Source organism: Corynebacterium sp. DNF00584 (assembly GCF_001552965.1).
Classification (GTDB): Bacteria; Actinomycetota; Actinomycetes; order Mycobacteriales; family Mycobacteriaceae; genus Corynebacterium; species Corynebacterium phoceense.
The window spans coordinates 1-22286 of record NZ_KQ959734.1 but is presented as its reverse complement, the minus strand read 5'-3'; the positions used below and the strand labels follow the sequence as shown (position 1 = coordinate 22286).

20 protein-coding genes are annotated in these 22286 nt (G+C 58.3%); 14 read left to right on the top strand and 6 right to left on the bottom strand.

Going from position 1 to position 22286, the window contains the following annotated elements; all coding sequences use genetic code 11:
• Positions 1 to 557: 557 nt before the first annotated feature.
• The 3 genes from wecC to HMPREF0307_RS03560 form a co-directional block, all read right to left on the bottom strand.
• The gene (gene wecC, locus HMPREF0307_RS03570) at positions 558 to 1811 is read right to left on the bottom strand and encodes a UDP-N-acetyl-D-mannosamine dehydrogenase (protein WP_066487374.1); all 1254 of its coding nucleotides are present in this window, start codon (positions 1809 to 1811) and stop codon (positions 558 to 560) included.
• A 108-nt stretch (positions 1812 to 1919) separates the two neighbouring features.
• Entirely contained in the window at positions 1920 to 3728 is a 1809-nt protein-coding gene (locus tag HMPREF0307_RS13125) for a sugar transferase (RefSeq protein WP_197418379.1), read from the bottom strand.
• A 74-nt stretch (positions 3729 to 3802) separates the two neighbouring features.
• On the bottom strand, positions 3803 to 4768 hold the full coding sequence (locus HMPREF0307_RS03560) for an NAD-dependent epimerase/dehydratase family protein (RefSeq protein WP_066487366.1): 966 nt from the start codon (positions 4766 to 4768) through the stop codon (positions 3803 to 3805).
• 342 nt (positions 4769 to 5110) lie between these two features.
• Here HMPREF0307_RS03560 and HMPREF0307_RS03555 point away from each other — a divergent pair, with 342 nt between their 5' ends.
• From HMPREF0307_RS03555 to HMPREF0307_RS12485, 4 genes are all read left to right on the top strand, one after another.
• Positions 5111 to 7426 (top strand): glycosyltransferase, encoded by a 2316-nt coding sequence (locus tag HMPREF0307_RS03555; RefSeq protein WP_066487360.1) that lies wholly within the window; start codon positions 5111 to 5113, stop codon positions 7424 to 7426.
• A 5-nt stretch (positions 7427 to 7431) separates the two neighbouring features.
• Positions 7432 to 8355: a glycosyltransferase family 2 protein gene (locus HMPREF0307_RS03550; protein WP_197418378.1), complete on the top strand. Its 924-nt coding sequence runs from the start codon at positions 7432 to 7434 to the stop codon at positions 8353 to 8355.
• Positions 8355 to 9758, top strand: a complete 1404-nt coding sequence (locus HMPREF0307_RS03545) for an oligosaccharide flippase family protein (RefSeq protein ID WP_066487350.1) — start codon at positions 8355 to 8357, stop codon at positions 9756 to 9758. Before HMPREF0307_RS03550 ends, HMPREF0307_RS03545 begins: the two co-directional genes overlap by 1 nt.
• A gap of 149 nt (positions 9759 to 9907) precedes the next feature.
• Positions 9908 to 10468, top strand: coding sequence for an excalibur calcium-binding domain-containing protein (locus HMPREF0307_RS12485; protein WP_070539573.1), 561 nt, complete (start codon positions 9908 to 9910; stop codon positions 10466 to 10468).
• Positions 10469 to 10530: 62 nt separating this feature from the next.
• Here HMPREF0307_RS12485 and HMPREF0307_RS12845 read toward each other — a convergent pair whose 3' ends face one another.
• A complete protein-coding gene (locus HMPREF0307_RS12845; protein WP_141759180.1) occupies positions 10531 to 11259 on the bottom strand; it encodes a hypothetical protein in 729 nt (242 codons plus the stop codon).
• A gap of 215 nt (positions 11260 to 11474) precedes the next feature.
• Here HMPREF0307_RS12845 and HMPREF0307_RS03530 point away from each other — a divergent pair, with 215 nt between their 5' ends.
• Both HMPREF0307_RS03530 and HMPREF0307_RS03525 read left to right on the top strand, forming a co-directional pair.
• Positions 11475 to 11873, top strand: coding sequence for a helix-turn-helix domain-containing protein (locus HMPREF0307_RS03530; RefSeq protein WP_068802205.1), 399 nt, complete (start codon positions 11475 to 11477; stop codon positions 11871 to 11873).
• A gap of 105 nt (positions 11874 to 11978) precedes the next feature.
• Positions 11979 to 12926 (top strand): DUF3039 domain-containing protein, encoded by a 948-nt coding sequence (locus HMPREF0307_RS03525; protein WP_066487323.1) that lies wholly within the window; start codon positions 11979 to 11981, stop codon positions 12924 to 12926.
• A gap of 37 nt (positions 12927 to 12963) precedes the next feature.
• Here the strand turns inward: HMPREF0307_RS03525 and HMPREF0307_RS03520 are convergent, their stop codons facing one another.
• Entirely contained in the window at positions 12964 to 15165 is a 2202-nt protein-coding gene (locus tag HMPREF0307_RS03520) for a DEAD/DEAH box helicase (RefSeq protein ID WP_231725024.1), read from the bottom strand.
• Between the two features lie 742 nt (positions 15166 to 15907).
• Between HMPREF0307_RS03520 and HMPREF0307_RS12840 the strand changes: the two genes are divergently transcribed.
• The 4 genes from HMPREF0307_RS12840 (at position 15908) to HMPREF0307_RS03505 (ending at position 18036) form a co-directional block, all read left to right on the top strand.
• Complete coding sequence (locus tag HMPREF0307_RS12840) at positions 15908 to 16432, top strand: hypothetical protein (protein WP_148140166.1); 525 nt, start codon at positions 15908 to 15910, stop codon at positions 16430 to 16432.
• A 63-nt stretch (positions 16433 to 16495) separates the two neighbouring features.
• The gene (locus HMPREF0307_RS13530; protein WP_082723209.1) at positions 16496 to 16900 is read left to right on the top strand and encodes a helix-turn-helix domain-containing protein; all 405 of its coding nucleotides are present in this window, start codon (positions 16496 to 16498) and stop codon (positions 16898 to 16900) included.
• Positions 16893 to 17300 carry a hypothetical protein gene (locus HMPREF0307_RS03510; protein ID WP_066487316.1) on the top strand — a complete coding sequence of 136 codons (408 nt, stop codon included), beginning with the start codon at positions 16893 to 16895 and terminating at the stop codon, positions 17298 to 17300. Before HMPREF0307_RS13530 ends, HMPREF0307_RS03510 begins: the two co-directional genes overlap by 8 nt.
• Positions 17260 to 18036: a DeoR/GlpR family DNA-binding transcription regulator gene (locus HMPREF0307_RS03505; protein ID WP_231725023.1), complete on the top strand. Its 777-nt coding sequence runs from the start codon at positions 17260 to 17262 to the stop codon at positions 18034 to 18036. Before HMPREF0307_RS03510 ends, HMPREF0307_RS03505 begins: the two co-directional genes overlap by 41 nt.
• Positions 18037 to 18039: 3 nt before the next feature.
• On the opposite strand, the gene HMPREF0307_RS12835 is transcribed toward HMPREF0307_RS03505, so the two are convergent.
• Positions 18040 to 18192 carry a hypothetical protein gene (locus HMPREF0307_RS12835; protein ID WP_156435897.1) on the bottom strand — a complete coding sequence of 51 codons (153 nt, stop codon included), beginning with the start codon at positions 18190 to 18192 and terminating at the stop codon, positions 18040 to 18042.
• Between the two features lie 176 nt (positions 18193 to 18368).
• Here HMPREF0307_RS12835 and HMPREF0307_RS03500 point away from each other — a divergent pair, with 176 nt between their 5' ends.
• Genes HMPREF0307_RS03500 through HMPREF0307_RS03485 form a run of 4 tightly spaced genes read left to right on the top strand, consistent with a single transcriptional unit; the run spans position 18369 to position 22127 of the window.
• Entirely contained in the window at positions 18369 to 19373 is a 1005-nt protein-coding gene (locus tag HMPREF0307_RS03500) for a siderophore ABC transporter substrate-binding protein (protein WP_066487313.1), read from the top strand.
• A 60-nt stretch (positions 19374 to 19433) separates the two neighbouring features.
• A complete protein-coding gene (locus HMPREF0307_RS03495; RefSeq protein ID WP_066487311.1) occupies positions 19434 to 20414 on the top strand; it encodes an ABC transporter permease in 981 nt (326 codons plus the stop codon).
• Complete coding sequence (locus tag HMPREF0307_RS03490; protein WP_066487308.1) at positions 20404 to 21375, top strand: iron chelate uptake ABC transporter family permease subunit; 972 nt, start codon at positions 20404 to 20406, stop codon at positions 21373 to 21375. Before HMPREF0307_RS03495 ends, HMPREF0307_RS03490 begins: the two co-directional genes overlap by 11 nt.
• Positions 21372 to 22127 carry an iron ABC transporter ATP-binding protein gene (locus HMPREF0307_RS03485; RefSeq protein WP_066487306.1) on the top strand — a complete coding sequence of 252 codons (756 nt, stop codon included), beginning with the start codon at positions 21372 to 21374 and terminating at the stop codon, positions 22125 to 22127. Before HMPREF0307_RS03490 ends, HMPREF0307_RS03485 begins: the two co-directional genes overlap by 4 nt.
• Positions 22128 to 22286 lie beyond the last annotated feature (159 nt).

The following is a 22286-nucleotide window of genomic DNA, read 5'->3' as shown; positions in this document are numbered from 1 at the left end:
AAATAGGGTGTCCACTAAACGAGGGTAACCTCAACAGTGCCATGATGTCTTTGAAGTTGGCCATGAAAGGCACTCCTTGAGGTCATGAAAGGTGATGACGCGTTGGCACGGGTTGCGCCAACGCCACCTATACGATGACCGAAAATGAATGACGGTACCACCTACCCGGAAACCCGGTACCAACTACGCGGATTACCGGTACCAACTACGCCGAAACGGCAGCCTAAGCCCCGACGTGTCCACTTTCTGGGGTCAGACCCGTTGTTCGCGGCACCGGCGATGGGCACGGAGGCGTTTACGGCTCGCTGGCTCCCCGGATGTTGCGTAATAGAGGACTGCGGCAAGGCTATAGGCTTCCTCGGAGTTCTACGTGTGCACAGTGTTGTGCGTCACTCGTTCCTCTGGCGGCTTGTGCGACCGAGACGGGGCTCAGCGGGAAAGAAGAAACAACGATGAAAGCCGATAGAGGGCGGCGAAAGCCGCTTTTGGAGACTAAAAACCTGGTGGAGGGGCCGAAGCCCCTCCAAGCGGTTCTTCCCCACCTCGTGTTGTCTGGTCTATGCCCATAGGCCCTTGGTGTCGACAATGGTCTTGCCCTTAATGGTAGTTGCGGGCAGCTCCCTGAACTCTTTGTGATCGACCAGGAGGACCAAGACTGCAGCTTCATGTATGGCGGTCTGGTAATCGCTGAGCTGAACGTTGTCGAAACCCTTAAGACGCTTGGGTAGCTCGGTGATGTTTGGCTCGACGGCGAGGATGGCGGCATCGGGAAGCTCTTCAGCGAGGTCTACGGCGATGTTGAGCGCAGGCGACTGGCGCAGGTCGTCGATGTTCGCTTTGAACGCGAGGCCAAGCACCGCGATCTTTGTAGCTCGGGTAGTCGCGACCGCTTGCTTGACCTTGTCGATGACCCATGCCGGCTTGCTGTCGTTGACGTTCCGCGCGGTACGAATGAGTCGGGCATTAATAGGATCTGCTGCGACGATGAACCAAGGATCGACAGCGATGCAGTGACCGCCAACGCCGGGGCCGGGCTGCAGGATATTGACGCGCGGGTGATGGTTGGCGAGGTTGATGAGTTCCCAAACGTCGATGCCGAGGTTGTCACAGATGAGTGAGAGCTCATTTGCAAAGGCGATATTAACGTCGCGGAAGGAATTCTCCGTTAGTTTCGCCATCTCGGCTGTGACGTCATTGGTAGGCAGAAGCTCGCCGGTGCAGAAAGTCGAATAAATTTCCGTGGCACGGCGGGTGGCTTCGGGAGTTTGTCCGCCGATGATGCGGTCGTTTGACTTGAGTTCCGCAATGGCGTTGCCTGGCAGGATGCGCTCGGGGCAATGTGCGAAATAGACGACGGGCTTGGCTTCGGAATTGTTAGTTCTATCGGCTGCGAGATCTGGGCGCAGCTCGAGGATGTGTTGGGCCATTTTGGCAGTAGTCTGCGGGGATGAGGTGGACTCGAGAATGATGAGCTCATCGCCGACTAACTGCGGAGCAATGTCTTCAGCCGCGGAGTAGATGTACTTCATGTCCACGTCGTGTGTATCCGTGAATGGCGTGGGCACTGCGACGATATAGATGTCCGCGTGGACTTGCTGAGTGGTGGCGTGGAACCGGCCAGACTCGAGGGCCTTGGTGAGCTCGTCCTGCAGACCAGGCTCGACAATGGTGACCTCGCCGCGGTTGATGCGCTCTACATTGGCAGCGTTGACATCGATACCGGTGACTTCGACGCCAGCATTCGCCATAACGACAGCAGTAGGTAGTCCGATGTAGCCGAGTCCGACGAAAGCGACGGAGCGAGAAGTCACGATAGTAGTCCTGTGGTTGAGGTGGTCAGCCCGTCGTGCAAATCCTGCACGAGGGCTGCACGGCGTCTAGGGTCGATCCGCAGTCTACCCGCTCGCAGGTCCGAGAGATTAGTCGTCCGATGCTTTGCCATTGAGTAGGGACTCAATGCGCTGAAGATTTGCCTTGACCATATGTAGCGCTTTGGTTTGTCCGCGCTCAGACGCAGAGTCGATCTCCCGTGCGAAGTCGTGATCTGTTGCAAAGGAGCGAAGCGCCTGTGTAATCGATGCTTCGTCGTTTCCTATAACCTGCTGCGGCTCGAGGAAAGAACTACCTGAAACCTTGGTGGACATAGTGGCGACGCCTAGTAGCAGGCTCTCGAGCATGACGGTACTGAAGCCCTCGGCGTGCGATGGAATCATGAAGAGATCAGACGCAGTGATGAACGGATACGGATTTGACTGATACCCATGGAAGTGGATGTTGTCCGCGTAGTCGGCTAGAGCTTGGAGGCCTTCTCGCTCCTGGCCGTCGCCTACGATGTGGAGATCAAGACGTACTCCTTCAGCGCGCAACCTTTGGACGACGGTGATGAGGCGATCAAGTGCCTTTACTGGGACGAGACGGCCAACAACGGTGATATCACAGTGTTCCTTCGCGTATGTGCCTATGGCTTCTTCTGGCAGCGGTTGCTGGCTCCACTCCTGTACTCGCTCAACGTTGATGGGGTTCGGGATAACCTCTGAGTCGACCGGGGAGCCCAATTCCTGGGCGAAACCGGCTTGGGATTCGGGGGAAACGAACACGATCTTGTCGAAAGCACCATAACGGCGAAGTTCCGAGGCTCGGGACTTGAAGAACTGCTTGGATTTGTGGTTCTTTGCAAAGTCGGTATGGATCCAGGCCAATCTGCGCGATCGTTGGTTAGGCGAACTGCCGATGATCTTGGCGGGAATGCCCTCGAGGAATGCGACTTCAACATCATAGGAGGAGCGGATAGTTGCGCGGTGGAAGAGGTGCAGCGGAATGAACCGCCAGGCCTTGGCGTACAGCTGTGCTGCAAGCTTCGTCTTGTCGCTTGCTTGGGCGTTCAGCGTGCCTGATGTGTCTGTCGAGCGCTTCTTTACGAAACTCGGCAGTTTGAAGATTGTCTTATAAGTGACGTGAGGGGCGAGCTGTTTCTTGTAAATACCGGTGTCGATGACCGTCATGACTGTGATGTCGAAGATTTCCGGATCAAGCGCCGCTGTGAGGTCAACAAGGACCTTCTCAGCGCCGCCCCCACCGAGAGTATGGATGAGGAAGAGGACCTTGCGGCGGGCTGGCTTCCCCTTCTTCGCGCCCTCTACGTACCCTTCGCGCAGCGCTACTGTGCTGACCGTGTTCATCAGGCAGCGCAGGTCCATACGTAGTGAAACGTTGTTGACATAGAACGCGTCATACTCGGCCTTCTCCACCGGATTCGCCGCGAGCTCGTCGCGCCCATTGACCTGTGCCCAGCCAGTGATGCCAGGGCGGATGTTGAAGACACCTAGCTCGCGCCGGGCTATACGGAGCTCTTCTTCATTGCGCGCAGCACCTGGGCGCGGTCCGATGAAGCTCATGTCGCCCTTGAGTACGTTCATGACCTGTGGGAGCTCGTCGATGGACGTCTTCCGCAGCCATTTTCCTAGCGGCGTGATGAATGCGTCTGGGTCCTGCAGCATGTACGGAGGAAGGCTTGGGGCTTCCGTGTACATGGACCGGAACTTGCAAATGTAGAATGGCCTTTCATCTTTGCCGAGACGTTGCTGCTTGAAGATGACGGGGCCTTTGGATGTGGCCTTGATGCCGATAGCAACGGCAGCCATTACGGGAGCGGTGACGGCCCCGAGTGCTAGGGCGCCGGCGATGTCCAGACTGCGCTTGAGATAGTTCGCGTAGAGAAGGTTTTTCATGGTGCTTTCACAAATGACTCAGGCAGGTTGATGATTGATCAACCTGCCGTGAGGGTGCTGAAGAGGAGAGGGGTTTAGGAAAACTGGTGCGACAGCTGTGCACGGTGGCGGGAACGGAAGTAACCCACCGTCAGTTCGATGCCTTCGCGCAGCGTGACCTGTGGTTCCCAATCGAGCACGTGCTTGGCACGTGCGTACGAGAGCGCGGAGCGCGGAAGATCGCCCAAGCGAGCTGGCAAGTCTTCCGGGGTGTCTGGAGCGCCAACGACTTCTGCGACCAGCGAGTGGAGGTTGCGGTCCGTGGTTTCGATTGAGGTACCGATGTTGAAACGCATGCCACTGCCGCGCTCGCCCGATGCTGCGTAGAAAGCACGAACCAGGTCACCAACGTAGACGTAGTCACGAGTGTTGGTGCCGCCGCCAAAGATCTTGGTTGGACGGCCGGATAGGAGCGCCTCGGAGAAGATCGCGACCACGCCAGCCTCGCCATGGGGGTTCTGGCGAGGACCGTACACGTTCGCGGGTGCGATGAAGCTGCAGTCGACTCCGTATAGATGACGGAATGTGTTTAGGTAGTACTCACCTGAAACCTTGGATGCGGCGTAGGGGCAATGTGGATCAAGGGGGGTTTCCTCGGATACCGGCAGATCCTCTGGAAGACCGTAAATAGAACCGCCCGAAGAAGTATGGACGATCTTGCGGACACCAGCCTTACGCGCAGCTTCTGCAAGTCGAATCGTAGCGCTGATATTCAGCTGTGCGTCGCGGATAGGGTCCTCCACAGAACGGCGTACATCAATTTGGGCAGCAAGATGGAAGATGACTTCGGGCTGGTATTGGGCTACGACGTCGTCGATGTCCATGGTCAGCAGGTCATCCTCAATGAATGTCAGATTTGTTGCACTTTCGTGCTGTGCCAGGTTGTCCAAGGTACCGCTGCTGAGATTGTCGATCACGACGACATCGTGACCTTTCGCGATGAGTAGATCAACGAGGTGGGAACCAATAAAACCAGCGCCGCCAGTAACAAGGGTCTGCATGAGTACTCCAGGGGATTTAAACGGGGCGAATCCTTATGTCACGAGTATGTGCAGTTTGAGGTCGCCATCGGGAATTGCTCACCCAGCTTATGGCGGCAAGTCGCAGAATTTAAGGGGATAGGTAATGAATTAATGCTTATTTCACCAATAGTTCGCCGGGGGTGGATATTTCGATGCACCAGGTGAACAAGGGGTGAAAATTAGATGGAAGAAGCGGCCCTGTGACGCAGGTACTGCCATACTCATTATGGTTTGGACACATTCCCCGTACTACCACGCACTGGGACCTCCCGGCTGCTTTTAGTGTACGTTCACTAAAGACTAACTACTCGACATACCGATATGCAGTCCATGTTGGTGGATTCCGGAGTTGACTTTCACTGTGAGGAGCGCGCCGTGCTGCAGCGTGTAGAAGCTTGGATATTTAACGGTTTTCTGTTTTCGTTTATATTCGCCACTTTTAACCGAGAACTGCTCGTGTTCGGCCAGGATGCCCGGCTTGTTCCCGCTGGCCTAGGGCTCCTTGCTTTCTTCATCGGGTTTATCCGGTGCGTGGGGGAGAAGCGGTGGCCGCGATTGCGGGCGGCTGGCGCCAATCACTATCTGTTGTGGTACTTCGTCTTCGCGATGGTCTGCAACGTGGCGTGGACTTTCAGTGACCTTGAGCTGGTTCAGGACCAGTTCTTCACTGTGGCACTAGCCAATGCGCTGAACCTGTTTTTCTGGTTTACGGTCATTGCCTTCCGGAGTCGGTTGACGTGGCGAGCAACGAGTGTGAGCACACACATTTCGGGTGCTTTCCTCTTCCTCAGCATGTTCCTCGTGTACCGCGGTCTCGATCTGCGAAACTACTTCAGCGAGTATGAGGGGAAGGGCTCCGATGGCATTTCCTCGACGCCACTGGGCGATTTCCGATTTGCTGGGTACGCGCAAGACCCCAACTTTGCTTCGTTATTTATGGTTATTTGGGCGGGCGTCGCGATCTTTGAGATCAAGCGAACCCGCAACTGGCTCAACCTCATCGTTGTTCCCATTGCGGCATTTGGTTACGTCATGAGCCTGTCCAAGGCTGTCCTAGTGATGCTCGTCCTTGCGCTTCTTCTCGTTTTGGTCAATCGCTTCATCGTCGGCGCACTGGCCAAGGAGCTTATGCTTCTCGGAGCCTTTGCTGGGACCATTGCTGCAGGATTTAACCTGATTCAGCTGCCCACTGAAACGCTCTACACTCGTTCTCGCTTGTGGCATGGTGCGTTCCAATGGGTCGGTCAAAGTCCCATCATTGGCAGTGGTCTCACTGCAGCGCGATCAGCGAACATTCCGGTGGACTGGTACGTCCAAATCCATAGCTCGGTGATTCAGACTGCGGTCGAACTGGGCATTATTGGTCTCGTCCTGCTTTACCTTGCAGTGCGACGTCCATTAATGAATGGTCACGTGACCAGCGTGTTTATCACGATTGCGTTCTTGGGCACCTTCCTTACCTATGAGGCGATGTCTCATGCGTTCTCTGTGCTGGTCATGGGCATTCTTCCGCTGGCAATCCGGCAGGCTCCGCACAAGAAGCAAAAGCCTGCGTCTATCTACGTCATCAATGGCATTGCACACGGTGGTGCGGAACGCGTTGTGCAAAATATGGCGAACAGCGCGCGAGAGGATGAGAAAGTTATTGTCTACCTCCTTGCCGAAAAGCCCAGCGACGCATACGCGCTTGCGGACAATGTGGAAGTACGGGGCATCGGCAAGCGCGGCGCCCGAGCCTTGCTGCCGTTCTATGTGTGGGGTCTTAACCGTCGCCTCGAGGATGACTGGGCCCGTTACCGCATTGACCTGGCGACAGCACACCTGCCGTTCGCGCAATTGGTCACGCGACTGAGCCGATTCGCTGATGACTTTATTTATGTCAATCACGGCATGGCTGGAGTCTCTCGGACGGGCATGAGTGCATGCATGAGCCGGTTCATCTACAACCGACGTCGAGTAGTCGCAGTCTCTCAGCAGCTTCTCGATGAGGAGATTCGGGAGAACTTCAAAATGAAGAGCCCGACGATGACTTACATCTATAACCTCCTGGACTTCGATGGAATGGCCGAGCAGCGCGGACCAGAGGTGGAGCGTGAGAAGCTCATTGTTTCCGTTGGCCGTTATGTCGAGGGCAAGAACCTCGCTGCAGGCATTGCCGCCTTTGACGAAAGTGGTCTCGCTGCTGAAGGCTACCGCTATGAATTACTGGGAGAGGGACCAATGCGCGACGAGCTCCAGGCGGTGATCGACAAGCGCGGGCTCAATGACTCGGTGACTCTGATGGGCTTTGTCGACAATCCTTTTGCGGTCATGCGCAAGGCGGCGTGCCTCATGCACCCCTCTGAATACGAAGCATTTTCCATGGTGCTTATTGAGGCTCACTTCTGCGGCTGCCCTGTGGTTGCATTTGATGTTCCGTTCGGCGCGCGTGAGGCTATGCCGGGCGAGCTGCGCGAATATCTGGTGGAATTCAACGATGTCCCGGCGCTCGCAGCGAAGCTGCGCGACGCAGTGCTCGGGGAGTACCCTTCTGCCGAGACTGCGCAGATCCTGGATCAGCTCGAACCCGCGGCCGTGATGGACAAGTACTACGACACCTACGCACAGTGGGCTGACCGCGAGGTGGCCACGCGATGAGCCTAGTGTCTATCATCGTGCCCGCATATAACGTTGCGGAGTACATCGAGTCATGCCTCAACAGTCTGCTGGCGCAGACGCATGAGGAAATTGAAGTCGTCGTTGTTGATGATGGCTCGACGGACCAAACTGCTGCGGTGTGCGCTGCGGTGGCGCGCCGGGATGCACGCGTGCGTGTTATTGCGCAGCCAAACGCAGGTGTCTCGGCGTCGCGTAATCGAGGAGTCCAGGAGGCCCGGGGCAAGTACGTATGCTTTGTCGACAGCGACGATGCTGCACATCCTGACATGGTGGCGCGCTTGCTAGCGGCTCTTTCGACTGCCGGAGCTGAGATCGCGTGCGCGGGGTACGCGCCATTTTCTGCTTCGTATGTGCCGGCTGAACTTGGTTCCTCCGCCGCGCAAACTCTGTCGGGCGAGGAGGCATGTGCTGAATTGTTGTACCAGCGGATTCCGAATGGTCCGTGGGCGAAGATGTTTGCGCGTTCTGTCGTAGGCGAGGAGCCGTTTAATAGCGATGTCTGTGTAGGCGAGGACTTGCTCATGAACCTTGACGTGATGTCGCAGGTTGAGCACGTCGTTGTCGTGGATGATGCGTTGTATGGCTACCGCCAGCACGACGCTAGCACGATGCATTCTGTTCGCCGCGAAAACCGGATGCGCCTAGTCACAGAGATCGAAGCCCGGCGTGAGGAAGAGCTCTCCGCGGCCTTTGATAATCGCCTGTGTGCCGAAGCGTTGTACATGGTCTTCGAAGCCTCCACTGCTGCGGAGCGTCGGTCTGCTCTGGCGCTGATGAAGCGGTACCGACGCGTGGTGCTTTCTGATGCACAGTCTTTGCCGCAACTGCGTATCTATGCCGCGGCTAGCTACGCAGGGGCCTGGCTACCGGCCGCGATTCATGAGTGGAAAGCACGGGGCGTGCACTGATGAGCAAAGGCGGCGAACTCTTTAAGAACACGCTGATCTTGGGACTGGGCAGTCTTTCCGCCCAGATTGTCGGTTTCATCCTTCTGCCTTTTTATACGCACGCTCTGGCGACGAACGAGTTCGGCTTTGTTGACCTTATGACGGTGGCGTTCTCGCTTGTGATTCCGGTACTCACACTCCAGATTCACATGGCGAGTTTCCGCTTCCTTATCGATGCGCGTGACTCACGTGAGGAACAACAGCGGATCGTGACGAATACGCTTGCCCTTTTAGGGCTGTTCTTATTGTTCGTGGTGGTTGTCGCGGCAGGGGTGTGGCTCGCTTTCCGCCCGGCTCATTTCTTGCTCGTGGTGGGCGTGGGAATCTGCATGACACTTCTGCAGAACTTCGGCCAGATTTCGCGTGGTCTTGGCTTTAACCTCCACTACGCGATGTCCAATATCATCACCGCGGCGGTAACGCTTGTGGGGGCGCTGGTTTTTGTTGGCGTGTTCCATTGGGCGGTGGCAGGCGTGTTCAGCGCGCTTATTATCGCCAATGCCCTGGGTGCGTTCTACCTCTTTTTCGTACTGCGCATGTGGACACTCGTCGTTCCGTCCTTGCGGTCGAAGTCTCAATGCCGCGCGATGCTTGCCTATTCCGTTCCACTCATCCCGCATGGGCTTGCATGGTGGGTTAATAATGCGGCGGACCGTCTGCTTATTTCTTTCTTCCTTGGCACGGGTGCCAACGGCATTTACGCGGCTTCCGCGAAGTTTGTCACCGTACTCAACGCACCCAATAGCGTCTTCACGATGTCTTGGGCCGAGTCGGCATCGGTCAATATCAAGAGCCCTGACCGCGATGAATTCTTCTCCAGCGTCGCGAACTCGGCGCTCAAGCTCTTCGGTAGCGGCGGTCTCGTCCTCATTGCCGGCATGCCGCTCCTCTTCAAACTCATGATTTCGGACGAATACTCCGGCGGCCTGGTGGTGGTGCCGGTGCTCGTGGCTGGCGTAGTCATCAACGTTCTCGCCGGAATCTACGATGCCGTGTATGTAGCGAAGATGCAGAGCCGACGCGTGATGGTGACGACTGTCCTCGGTGCCGTGGTCAACCTGGTTCTCAATGTTGCGCTCATTCCGTTTATCGGTATTCTGGGCGCGGCGACAGCGACGACGGTGTCGTTTGTAGTCGTTGCCCTTGTCCGTGCGTGGGACACCCGGAAAGCAGTGCGGATTCGCTACAACCTCCGGGATGTGGTGGCCTTGGTGGTGGCCTCATTTTTTGTGATTGCGATTTTCTATTTAGGGAGCTTTCTCTGGAATAACACCGCTTTGGCCGTGATGATCGTCTTTGCATTGGTGCTTAATCGTAGCTATGTCGCTATGGCATGGAAGAAGGTGCGGGGTCGGTTGGGATAAGCGGCCCTAGGTCGCGTCTGGGAGCTGTGCGGTCTAATCTCGACAGTAAGCGTCTTGAGCGAGCCGAAACGTTTGCGGTTGTGCGCTGCAAAAATAGTCTCGAAGTGCCAATTTCTGGCAAATGGCTGACTAGAGTCATAATACCTTCTGTGAAGAAGAAATCTCTCGGCCTCCTGCTTGCAGCGGCCCTCTCTTTCGGCGCTGTCTCTCCGGCGTATGCGCAGAATCTTGATCCCTCGACTACCGAGGATTCAACGAATTCGACCGTGGTGAACCCCGGAAATGAAAACGATGAGAACCAGGAATCCGACTCTGTTGAGTCTGACGCGGCTATCATCGTTGGCTCGGTTGTTGGTGTCGTTGCTTTGGTCGGGCTGATCGGCGGCGGCGTGTACTGGGCAGTCCAGCAGCGCATGATTCCGAATCCGCTGCCGGGGATCATCCCGAATCCGCCGCGGATTGCCAAGCCTGCACCGGCCCCTGCGCCTGCTCCCGCACCAGCCCCTGCGCCAGCGCCTGCACCGGCTCCCGCACCTGCGCCAGTCCCGGCTCGCGTGCATAACGCTCCGGCGCCGGCTCCTGCACCGGCGTCGACGTACTACCGAAACTGTGCGGCCGTGCGGGCGGCCGGCCAGGCTCCGCTGTACCGCGGCGAGCCGGGGTACCGTTCGGCTCTCGATCGCGACAACGATGGTGTTGCGTGCGAATAGGCACTAGAACGCTTGCTTGATACCTCGGGGCTGCGAAGCTGAGTGAGGCGAAAAGCTGATAGTTAAACAAAGAGGAAACGCTTCGATTGCGGCGTTTCCTCTTTTTGTTTTGGGGTCTTGGCAACCAAGGGCGAGGTTAACGAATGCCCGGCGATGTGCTTCGCGGTGGGGCAGCGATGATGACAAGCGGTGAGGGGAGTGCCGGGCTGGGGTAAGGGGTGCATCGGAAAGCTGGGGCTAGCTGACCGGATAGGTAGCTCGGCCGAGCGCCCTGGCGCAAAGGAGATCGTGGACGATGAGCTCGACGGGCGTGGTGGTGTTCTCGAGGACGAACGCCATGGCGTTTTCGACGCTTTCGCCCATGGGGACCTCGTTGACAAGTGAGCCGATGGAGTCTTGGTGGGGAAAGGGGCATCGGCAAGCTGCTTCGATTGCAGGGCGTGGAAGTCGCTGGGGAGAAGCGGCATGAGCGGCTCGTTCGTTTTATTGGTGGCGGTGAACTTGAACAGGATGATGGGCGCCGTACCCTGCTCGTTGCCGTGCTCGCCGGCGGGAACGACGTGGTGGTCGCGGATATCGATGGTCAGCTCCTGGGTATCGACGACGTTGTTCGTGAACGTGGTCGCTGCGACGGGATCGGTGCGACCATCGAACTTGGGAGTCTCGCTGGAGATCTTGGTGAAAGCATACGAGGAATCCTTGTCCGGGTTTTCGTCCGTGAAGCTGAAGGCCTCGCCGTTGACGAAGAACTTCACGATGTCATCATCCGAGCCTGATTGGGATGCCGCCATGACGCCCTTGTTGCGGTGGGACGTTGATACACCACGCTAGCGGACGCAACCGGCATGGGATGCCGAAGCGTTCGAACAGGTATCAGGGTTTAAATGTCACAGGGAGTGTCATGTCAAACTGCTTTACACTTTCCCGTCTTAACGGTAGTGTCACTTACGACAGATGGTGTAGTGAGATTGCTACACACTATGTTGTGTTGAAGCAGAGGTTGACCATGCGTATTCTCCAGGACGAAAAGATGACTCCTCAGCAGCTGGAGGAGTTTGACGCGCTTGCGAAAGCGAGCGAATCGCCGGTTGTACGTACTCTTATGCAGAACATTGCAGAGGTGCTTCGTAACGGTGGCAATCTGCTGAGCGCAGAGGAAGATGCTGCGTTGTCGCCGAATGAGGCAGCTAAGCAGCTCGGTATGAGCCGTACATTTCTCAATCGCCTTCTCGATCAGGGAAAAATTCCCTACTTTAAGGTAGGCACGCATCGACGCATTCGTGTAGTCGACCTCGCCCTATTCGAGCAGCAGCGCGATTCGGATCGTATTGAACTGGCACAGCGTCTGGCACGCCAGCAGCAAACCACGCGTGCAGTAGATGCAACGATTGCGGACTTGCTCTAGTTTTGGTTCTGCGGTACGAAAAGGGCTATGCATAGTAGACGCGGGCGTCCCACGCTTCGAGTACTTAAAGAGGACTTGAGGGACGGCTGGCAAGAATCGTTCGTCATGCGTGCGGTGGGTGATGAGCGTTACGAAGATTTATTGCCGTTAAGCGAGCTCGCACATCCGATCATAAGGAAGACCGCCGAATCGTTCACCGACACAGCGTCCGCCGATAACTACGTGGGCGCTATTGGGAGTGCTGTCTCCATTCGTCTGCTGGAGATAAAGCAGTCTCAGTGGCGAGGCGGGGTGTGGACCGATCCTGGAACAGGAGTGTGCTGGCTGGTTGCTGCAGGGCGTGCAAAAGGTGGTCATGAGGACAATGACGACTTCTATAAATTTGTGGAGCGTGAGGAGCACAACGGTACTATTACTCGGCTATTGCCGACGGAAGACGATAAACGTTTGCTGAAGTTGGAGACGGCGGCGCGTATTCGTACGGAGTGGGAACTCAATATCCAGCGTGAGGTGCTGGTTGCGTTGCAGGAGATTTGTGGCGGTGGGATAGCGCGCTTTGACGTGAACCATCCGCTAGCGCGATTGGGGAGGTTCGCGACCGTCGAGTTGTACGTGGAATTGGTGCGGGGCGAGGACCGCATCGCCGCAGATGAAGTCATCGTTGAGTTCTTTCCGCAGCGTGGAGTCAACTTCAACGAGGAGCTCTATTGGCAGCTCATCGTTCGTGTATTGGCTTCGGTCTACCCGCCCGCACAAGGCTGGGATCGTGTTGGGGACGCGTTTCATCAAATGGAAGAGCCGGGGAGTCTCGACAAGCGCATTTCCGAGCTAGAAACGCATGATGTGATGCGCACCCTCGCGGAGGTAGAACTCGGGGCCGTCGCACATTTCACACACCGTGAACATTTAGCAAGCAAGATCATAGATGGGACTGGTGTGCGTTCCTTGTGTGGAGTCTATTTCGTTCCCACACAAGACGCAGACTCGCTGCCGGCATGTCCGCAGTGCGAGGCGCTGTATGCTGCATTGCCGAAGCTACCATTGGGCAATTAGCGGAGAAAATGTCACGCTCCGTAGTGCATTCGGTGTCTCAGCTACCTGCGGTCCTGGGGGCGGAGACGTCGGCAGGCGAGAGCGGAAGCGGTGTGTCCGGGGTGCCGGTGACGGGGATAATGTCGAAGCCTTCGTTTTTGATGACGCGTTGGCGGCGTTTGAACATTGTGGCCAGGGGAGGGCAGTTGTAGTCGTTGAAGTCGTGGACGGTGGCGGTGGCGTTGGTCTCGCCGCGGGTCACTCGGCCGATGCGCTGGATGATGTTGCCCTTGAAAGAGATGGGGGAGGCGAGGACGAGGGCGTCGATGGTGGGGAGGTCAAAGCCCTCGCCGGCGACTTTGTCCATGGCGACGAGGACGAAGTGTGTCGAGGCGTCGAGTTGGGCGTGGAGGTCGTGGCGCTCGGCGGGGGTGAGGCCGCCGGTGAGGGAGAAGACGTTGGCATCGGGGAGCTGGTGGCGAAGTTCCTCCGTGAGCGCGGCGACGTGGGCGCGGCGGTTGGACAGGACGAGGACGTTGTGGCCAGCCTGCGCTGTGGCGGCGGTGACGGAGATGACAAGGGCGTTGCGGGCGGCATCGGCAGCAAGGGCGTTGTAGATCTCCGTCATGTCGACAGGGCCGAGGATCTCGTGGGTGAACTCGGTGAGGTGAGGGTGGTACTCGCGCCGGGTGGTGCGCTGGGGCGCGATGGTGTGGCGGATGGGTCCGAGCAGCATGGTGATGAGGCGATCGAGACCATCGGAACGGTAGGGCGTGGCGGTCAGCCCCGTCCAATAGCGGATGTTGAGCTTGCTCAGTGCAGCGGTCAGTCCCGGTGCTGCGACGCCGTGGCACTCATCGACGATGACGTGACCGTACTTTTCGAGAAAAGAAGCGTCTGTGTCCTTGCGGCCGAGCGCGACGGCGCTGACGATGTCCACGACGTGGGTGGGCTTGGCTTTGGTGCCAGGTAAGACGTCGAGGAAACGTGTGAGGCGATCGTGCCACTGCGCGGCGAGTTCCTTGGTTTTGACGATGACGGCGGTGGGAACGCGGCGGCGCGCGATGAGTGCACAGGCGATGACGGTCTTACCGGTGCCGGGTGGGGCGACGAGGACACCAGTGTGGTGGGCTGAAATGTCGTTGAGTGCCTTCTTCTGCGGCGGGGTGAGCTCGCCGGTGAAGGTGGCGTCAATCTTCGGCGGCTTGGGCGTGTGGCCGCGCCGGGTGATGGTGTAGCCAGCTTCTTTGAGAATGTCGATGGCTGGCTCGAGGAGACCACGGTCGAGGAGGAGCTCGTGCTTGCCGTGTGGGCTGGCGTCTTCCTGATAGCGGACGATGACGCGGGGTTTGCCCCATGTGGAAAAGCGCTGATTTTGGAGCTTGTAGAACTCGGGGTTGGGGAAGACACCCAGGTGGCGCAGGGCATTGAGCGTGGCGGTGTCGAGGTTGGCGGTGGCGATGTGGACGAGGGCGTCGTGGGTGACGGAGGCCTTCCGGTCTTTGTCGCTTTTGGCTTTGTTGGTCTTGGCGATTTTCTTTAACTGTTGCTTGCAGGGTGGAGAGGGGAGTTTCTCGGGATCGTGGTCGGTGTAGAGCGCATCGCGGATCTTCTGAAGTTGGTGCTGCGTGGCGAGGCGGGTGCAGGAAAGAACGGCGAATTGATCGTCGAAGGGATGGAAATCGTCGTCGACGAAGACGGTAGTGCCTTTCTGGCGATGGTTGCCCTGCAGCGGGAGGGCGATGAGGTTGCCCAGCTGGGCCTGGCCGCGCGCGTTGACGGGTAGCCGATCTTGGGCAGGGAAGAAGCGGTCGTAGCTCGAGAACTTCACGGGACGTGGAGAGCTTGCGAGTAAACCGAGACCAACCTGGCGGGCGAGCTGCGCGGGAACCGCGGTCTCAAAGAAGAGCCAGACATGGGCGCCGGCGCCGGAGCGAGAGACCTCGATGAGCGGATCGAGTCCGTGGGCTCGGCATTGTTCGGCGTAGGCGAGGGCGTCCCTTTGAAAGTCGCCGTCGTCGAAGTCACAAGCGAGGAGATAGCAGGTGTCATCGGGAAGCAACGGGTACAGCCCTGCAAAGAATTCGTTGCGGGTGAGGTGCTTGGTGATGACCGACGCGTCGAGTGGGCGGAGGTTCTCCGGTGATGGGTCGTCCTTGAACTTCGCGTGACGCGTGGCAGGAAACCAGGACTTCTTCTGGCCGTCCTTGCTCGTCCACGCGATGGCGTGGATGTCCTGGCGGCCGCGGAAGCGCGACATGTAGAGCGCCATTTTTGCCGCGGTGGAGGAGTCTTTTGTTACTTCGCCTGGCACCCGAGTGCGGGTGGCTGGTGTCGGTGAAACAGAGACATCGGGTAGAGATTCCGTGGGTTGCGCAAGGTTGATTGGTGCATCAGGAATTGCGTGCTGTTCAAGGAGTTCCTCGACGGAGGAAACACCGGCGAGGGCGAGGAGGGCACGTTCCAGCCCTTCGACGCGGAGGCGTAGTGCGTCGAGTTCGGTGTTGTTTGGGCTGGAGGCCTGGGGTGAGTGGGACGCGGACATGATGAGGTGAGAATAACAAGAACTGGTGTCGATGTGAGCTTGTTTCTGGCCAAGGAGAAGGCGTTTAGTCGAAGTAGCGTACGGGCGGCTCGATTCGTGGGCATAGGTTTTCCTGATGGTCCATACAAGAGCTGCTGTGAGGGCGCGGGAGGGCTCGTCTTTCAGTGACTTCGGCATTGGAGCGGGGCGCGCTTTAACGTTAACGAAGATAATCGCTGTGAGAGTGCCTTGTGAAAGGCTGACAAAAGTGGGGCAGTGGAACGAGCGCTGCGCAGCTGTGAGCTGAGGACGAGATTGGCATGAACGTTGGGGACGGATTGCGGTGAGGCTACAGGGGTGAATTCCTGACGGACCTGGGTGCGTAACGGGGATTCAAGGGCAGGCGCTCATGTCGAGTGCGCCGTTTAAAATTAACTATCACAATTCAAGACCTTTGGAATTAGAAGAGGACCGTTACATGGATGATGAACTGTGCCGCTTGAATGAGCCGGGTGCCCGAGTACATGAGGCGCCTCGCTATCAATCTGAATACGAGCAGCTGTGCGAAAACGATGAAGCTGCGGCTGATTTGTATGATGAGCTTCTCGATCGAGCGGTTCAACGTGGACTTCCGGTTGCTGACAATGCGGAGACTGGTCGTGGACGTGGGAGTTATCGTTGTCCGGTGGGGGAAAGAACACTGCGTCGTTGGCGTGCAGCAAGTGGGCAAATCCCGTGGTACGGAGAAATTCGTTTTCAAGGAAGCTCCTTCAACGAAGAAGACGGAATTCTCTGGCGATCCTATTTCCATGATTTGAATGATGCCGAAACCAGTGAGCCGACCGATGATGTCTTGTTCTCCAGCCTGCGTGGGAAAAAGGTGCGCAAAAAGAAAGTGAAACGCGGCAAGCAAGATTCCCACATCAAGGGTGCGATTGATGAGGCGCGACGCTGGACTCGCGACCATAAGCAATTTAGTCTTAGGTACCTGCGCGAAAGCTAATCTATACTCAGACTAAAAGCTATGTGGGGACCGAAGGCTATGTAGACGGAGAGGTGGTGTCCCATGAGAAGTCGAAACTCGCTCGGGCGGGTCAATGCCCGTGCTCAACTTAAACTGGTTGATGACTTGCGAGCAATTCGTCAAGACAGCGGTCGAACTATCGACGAGGTGGCGGCCGCGCTCAGAGTAGAAAGCGACGTAATTGTTGCTTTTGAGCAAGGCGAATCGAATTTTACGATGTCTACTCTTCGGCGGTATGCCAAGGCCGTGGGGGCTGAGCTCTCCATGTCGGCCTGGGTTCACAGCTTCCAAGAAGTTGAACCGTCCGCGGTGCATTCTCCCTCGCCCCCGAGTACGACCCATTTTCAGATGAAGGTTATCGCTACTGGGGATCCGTTAACATCGGAGTTCTCTCCGCGCCGCGGACCGTCTTTTAGAACGACAACAAGGAGCAAGGTGCATGGGTGAGGGGACGGAGCTGATAATCTCCGAATCATATTCCGTAGCGAAAGTCAGCGCTGAAGCAAAAAGCTTCAGCAGCAATGGGGAAGAGATTCCCATCAACGTAACGATGACTTTCGGAGTACATCTCGCAGACGATGCAATTGGACTCGAGGTCTGCGTGAATCGTACTGGAGATGACGCGGACATCGTTGCTGCGGTACGGGGCGTTTATATGCTTTCTGAACCAGCGACTCAGGAGCAGCAAGTGGAAATTCTGTCGTCGTGGGCAGGACCGCGCACTCTGGCTGCGACGCAGCTGAAGCTCAACGAATTGGCTGCCTCAATCGATCGCGCTGTCGTACCTTTCCCCAAAGACATGGAGAATGCTTTCGCACCTGAAGCATTTGCCGAATTTTTCGGTTAATGCGGTCCTCGTCCGGGGCTATCGCTTCTGGGATTGTTTCACCATGTCTGGCCTGACCTCTGCCAGGGGGATGCTGGCTATGTGGGGTGAAAGTTGTGTTTTGTCGTTGCTCGTGCGCACGCATGGTGGGGCGCGCCGGGTCGAGCGGCGCGGAACCCCCATGCCGTTTCGTGTGCGGCAGGCAGAAGACCCGGAGGCGAAGGCGGCGATTGCGCGGGCGGCATCGGAGTTAATTGCTGATGATGACGCGGTGATTTTTGACAACGGCACGTCGGCGCAAGCCATTGCGCAGTGGCTGGCTGGCCGGCCCATTACGGCGATGTGTCTGAGCCTGCATTCCGCGGTGGCGCTTGGGGCGAAGCCGGGAGCGAATATCTTTGTGCCGGGTGGGCAGGTCGAACCGGACACGCTGGCGTTGTCCAGCGTCGCGGTGGCGAGCGCCTTGCGGGAATTTCGCGCAGACGTGGTGGTGCTGGGGTCGTGTTCGACGTCGCTGGAACACGGGCTGGCGACGACAACGTATGACGATGCGGAGAATAAACGCGCCGCGATGCGCGCGGCAGCGCGACGCATCTTGGCCGTGGCGCCGCGCAAGCTTAATCATGTCTCGACGTTTCGGTTTGGCGATATCGAGGATTTGCATCAGCTGGTCACGACCACGGACGCGCCAGCGGACATTCTCGCGCAGATTCGCGAGCTGGGCGTGCACGTGATTACGGTGCCCGCAGGTAAATAAGGCTTAGTAGTAGGAGCCTTCCTCGTCCGCGTCCTCGAGGTCGGCGACGATCCTTTGCAGGTACATGCGCCGGCGCAGGCGGATGGCGGGGCGGGCGGCCACGGCGACGGGGCGGGGAAGTTGCGCGGCCAGTTGACCAGGCTCCGAGAAGGGCAACGATGCCGAGGAGAGAAAGCCCGTCCGAGAGTTCTACTGCGTGGGGTGGACTCCATCTTTCGATGGATGGGGGTACCCCCTTGCGTGCCTTGCCTAAGTTTGGTTAGGGTACCTTTCGTAAACATACGCTCTCCTAATCTCGCTCTGGGCGGGAAATGAAAAGGATCTATCTCGCAATGACGATTCGTCGCACTCTTGTTGCCTCCGTTGCTACCGTGACCGCCGCCGCGCTGCTCGCGTCCTGCTCCTCCACGGAGTCCTCTCAGTCCACGGAGACCTCGGCCGCTGCTGCCGATGCCACCACGCTCACCATCGAAGACAACATCGGCTCCCACGAGCTCACCCTCCCATATGATCGCGTGGCCGTGACGGATAACCGTTCCTTCGAAATCCTCGCTGACTGGGGCGTCAACATCGTGGCGGCGCCGATCAAGCTCGTGCCGAAGACGCTTTCGGACAAGATCAACGCCGATACCGTCGAGGCCAACCTGGGCAGCCACAAGGAGCCGGACCTTGAGGCGCTCGTCGCCGCGGACCCGCAGATCGTCATCAACGGCCAGCGCTTCGAGCAGTACCAAGAGGACCTCCAGGAGCTCGTGGGTGACGAGGTGCCGGTGCTCGACTTCGAGCCGCGCGACGGCAAGGACCTGCCGGCCGAGCTCATCCGCCAGACTGAGGCCCTGGGCCAGATCTTCGGCCACGAGGAGGATGCCGCGAAGCTCGTCGACGACTTCAACAAGGCACTCGAGCGTGCGAAGAAGGCCTACGATCCGTCCAAGAAGATCATGGCCGTGAACACCTCCGGCGGCGAGATCGGCTACATCGCTCCGCACGAAGGCCGCTTCTTCGGCCCATACTTCGACATGCTCGGCCTCACGCCGTCCCTCGAGGTGGAAAACGGCTCGAACAACCACGAGGGCGACGACATCTCCGTCGAGGCCATCGCCGAGTCCAACCCGGACTGGATCTTCATCATGGACCGTGACGGTGCCATTGGCGCCAAGGATGGCCAGCTCCACGGCGAGGCGCTGATCAAGGACAACGCCGCGCTGCAGAACGTCGCCGCCGTCAAGGACGGCCATATCATCACGGCCCCGGAGGATACCTACACCAACGAGAACATCATCACCTACACCGAGGTTCTCAACCAGATCGCTGACGCTTTTGAGTCGGCTAAGTAATCCCTGCTAGACCCCTTCACCGGAGCGGCCGCGTTGCCCCTCCGGTTTTAAGGATTTTTCATGACTGACACACTCGAGGCGCCGCGGACCCGCCGGCGCCTGTGGGACTGGAAGCTGGTGCTTGGGGGCATCGGCGTGCTCGCGCTCTTGCTCGCCTCGCTGGCGACGGGGGAGTACGACCTGTTCTCGCACGGCGACGGCTTTGACATGTTTATGACCACGCGCGTGCCGCGCACCATCGCGCTCGTGCTCGCTGGCGCCGCCATGGCCATGAGCGGCCTCGTGATGCAGCTGCTCACGCAAAACCGCTTCACCGAGCCGTCTACGACGGGCACCACCGAGTGGGCCGGCCTCGGCCTACTCTTCACGATGGTCGTCTTTCCTGGCTCGACCATCCTTGTGCGCATGGTCGGTTCCGTGGCCTTCGCCTTCATCGGCACGATGGTCTTCTTCCTCTTCCTGCGCCGCGTGACCCTGCGCTCCTCGCTCATTGTGCCGATCATCGGCATCATGCTCGGCTCCGTCGTCTCCGCCGTCTCGACCTTCTTCGCGCTGGAAACGGACATGCTCCAACAGCTCGGCATCTGGTTCATGGGCTCGTTTACCTCGGTTTACTCGGGGCAGTACGAGGTCCTCTGGATCGTGCTCATCGTGCTCATCGTCGTCTTCCTCTTCGCCGACCGCCTCACCGTCGTCGGCCTCGGCGAGGACGTCGCCACGAACGTCGGTCTCAACTACAACCGTCTGCTGCTCATCGGCACCGGCCTTATCGCGATCGCGACCGGCGTCGTCACCGTCGTCGTCGGCTCCCTGCCGTTCCTCGGCCTCATCGTGCCCAACGTCGTATCCATGATCCGCGGCGACGACCTGCGCTCCAACCTGCCGTGGGTCTGCGTCCTCGGTATCGGCATTGTCACGCTCTGCGACCTCGTGGGCCGCGTCATCATCTCGCCCTTCGAGATGCCCGTCTCCGTCATCCTCGGCATCATCGGCGCCGTCGTCTTCGTCGTCCTCATCGTGAGGAGCAACCGTGGTCACTAAGAAATACTGGATAACGCTGTCCGTCGTTTGGGGTCTGGCTTTAGTTTTTGCCTTCGGCCTGCTCGCCTGGGACAACCCCATGCCATTCGGCACCCGCAAGTTCTGGCTCATCGCCGAGCGCCGCGCCGATGCCGTCACCGCCATGGCCATCGTCGCCGTGTGCCAAGCCATGGCCACCGTCGCCTTCCACACGGTAACGAATAACCGCATCCTCACCCCGTCCATCATGGGCTTCGAGGCGCTCTACCGCGTCATCAACACGGCGACCGTTTTCTTCCTGGGCGCCGCGGGGCTCACGGCCTCGCGCAACTTCGGGACGTTCCTCATGCAGATGGGCATCATGATTCTGCTGTCCCTCCTGCTCTACTCCTGGCTGCTCACCGGTGCGGAGAAGAACCTTCACGCCATGCTGCTCGTGGGTGTGGTCATCGGCGGGGGACTGGGGTCGCTCTCCACCTTCATGCAGCGCCTGCTTACGCCCTCCGAGTTCGACGTGCTCACCGCGCGTCTCTTTGGCTCCGTGAACAACGCGTCCACCGAGTACTACTCGGTGGCCATTCCCATCGTGATCGTCGCGACAGTCCTGTTGTTCCTCAACGCGCGGCGCCTGAACGTCATCGCCTTGGGTGCAGACGTCTCGCAGAACCTCGGAGTGAACCACAAGTACAACGCAATCTACACGCTCATCCTTGTCTCCATGCTCATGGCGACGACCACCGCGCTGGTCGGTCCGATGACCTTCCTCGGCTTCCTCGTGGCCACCCTGGCGTACCAGTTCGTGGAAACCTACGATCACCGCTATATCTTCCCGATGGCCATCGGTCTTGGCTTCCTCGTGCTTACCGGTGCCTACTTCATCATGAACCACGTGTTCCGTGCCCAAGGCGTGGTCTCCATCATCATCGAGCTCGTGGGCGGCTCCGTATTCCTGTTCGTCATATTGCGAAAGGGCAGACTGTGATTTCTTTAAAGAACGTGACGAAGTCCTACTCTTCGTCGCTCACCATCGGACCCCTCGATCTGGAGATCCCCTCCGGCGGCATCACCGCCCTCGTGGGGCCCAACGGCGCCGGCAAGTCGACGATGCTCACCATGATTGGTCGCCTTCTCGACATGGACGCCGGTTCCATCTCCGTGGGCGGCCACGACGTCACCTCGACCAAGTCCAAGGAACTGGCCAAGGTGCTGTCCATCCTGCGCCAGGAGAACCACTTCGTCACCAAACTCACCGTGCGCCAGCTCGTGGGCTTTGGCCGCTTCCCGTATACGCAGGGGCGCATTACCGCCGGCGACGAGGAGATCATCTCCAAGTACATCCGCTTCCTCCACTTGGAAGAACTCCAGGACCGGTACCTCGACCAGCTCTCTGGTGGCCAGCGCCAGCGCGCCTACGTCGCCATGGTGCTCTGCCAGGAGACTGACTACGTCCTCCTCGACGAGCCACTCAATAACTTGGATATCGCGCACTCCGTGGAGATGATGAAGCACCTTCAGGTCGCCGCCCGCGACCTCGGCCGCACCATCATCGTCGTCCTCCACGACATCAACTTCGCCGCGCGCTATGCGGACTATGTCTGCGCGTGCAAGGACGGGCAGATCGTGGAGTTCGGACCCACCGAGTCCATCATGAAAGACGACATCCTCACCGATATCTTCGAAACCCCCATCCAAGTCATCGAAGGACCCAACGGTTTGATGGCGTGCTACCACTAGATTTTTAAGGCCCTGACCTCGCGATTTGTTTGAATCTAGGTCCGGGCCTATATTTATCCAAGTCGCCAGCGAGGCGGCAACGCAAACTCCGTTGATTCGGATTTGACAGAGTCAAAGCCAATCACTAAGTTTGAACAAGTCGCTTGAGAGCAACTCGTT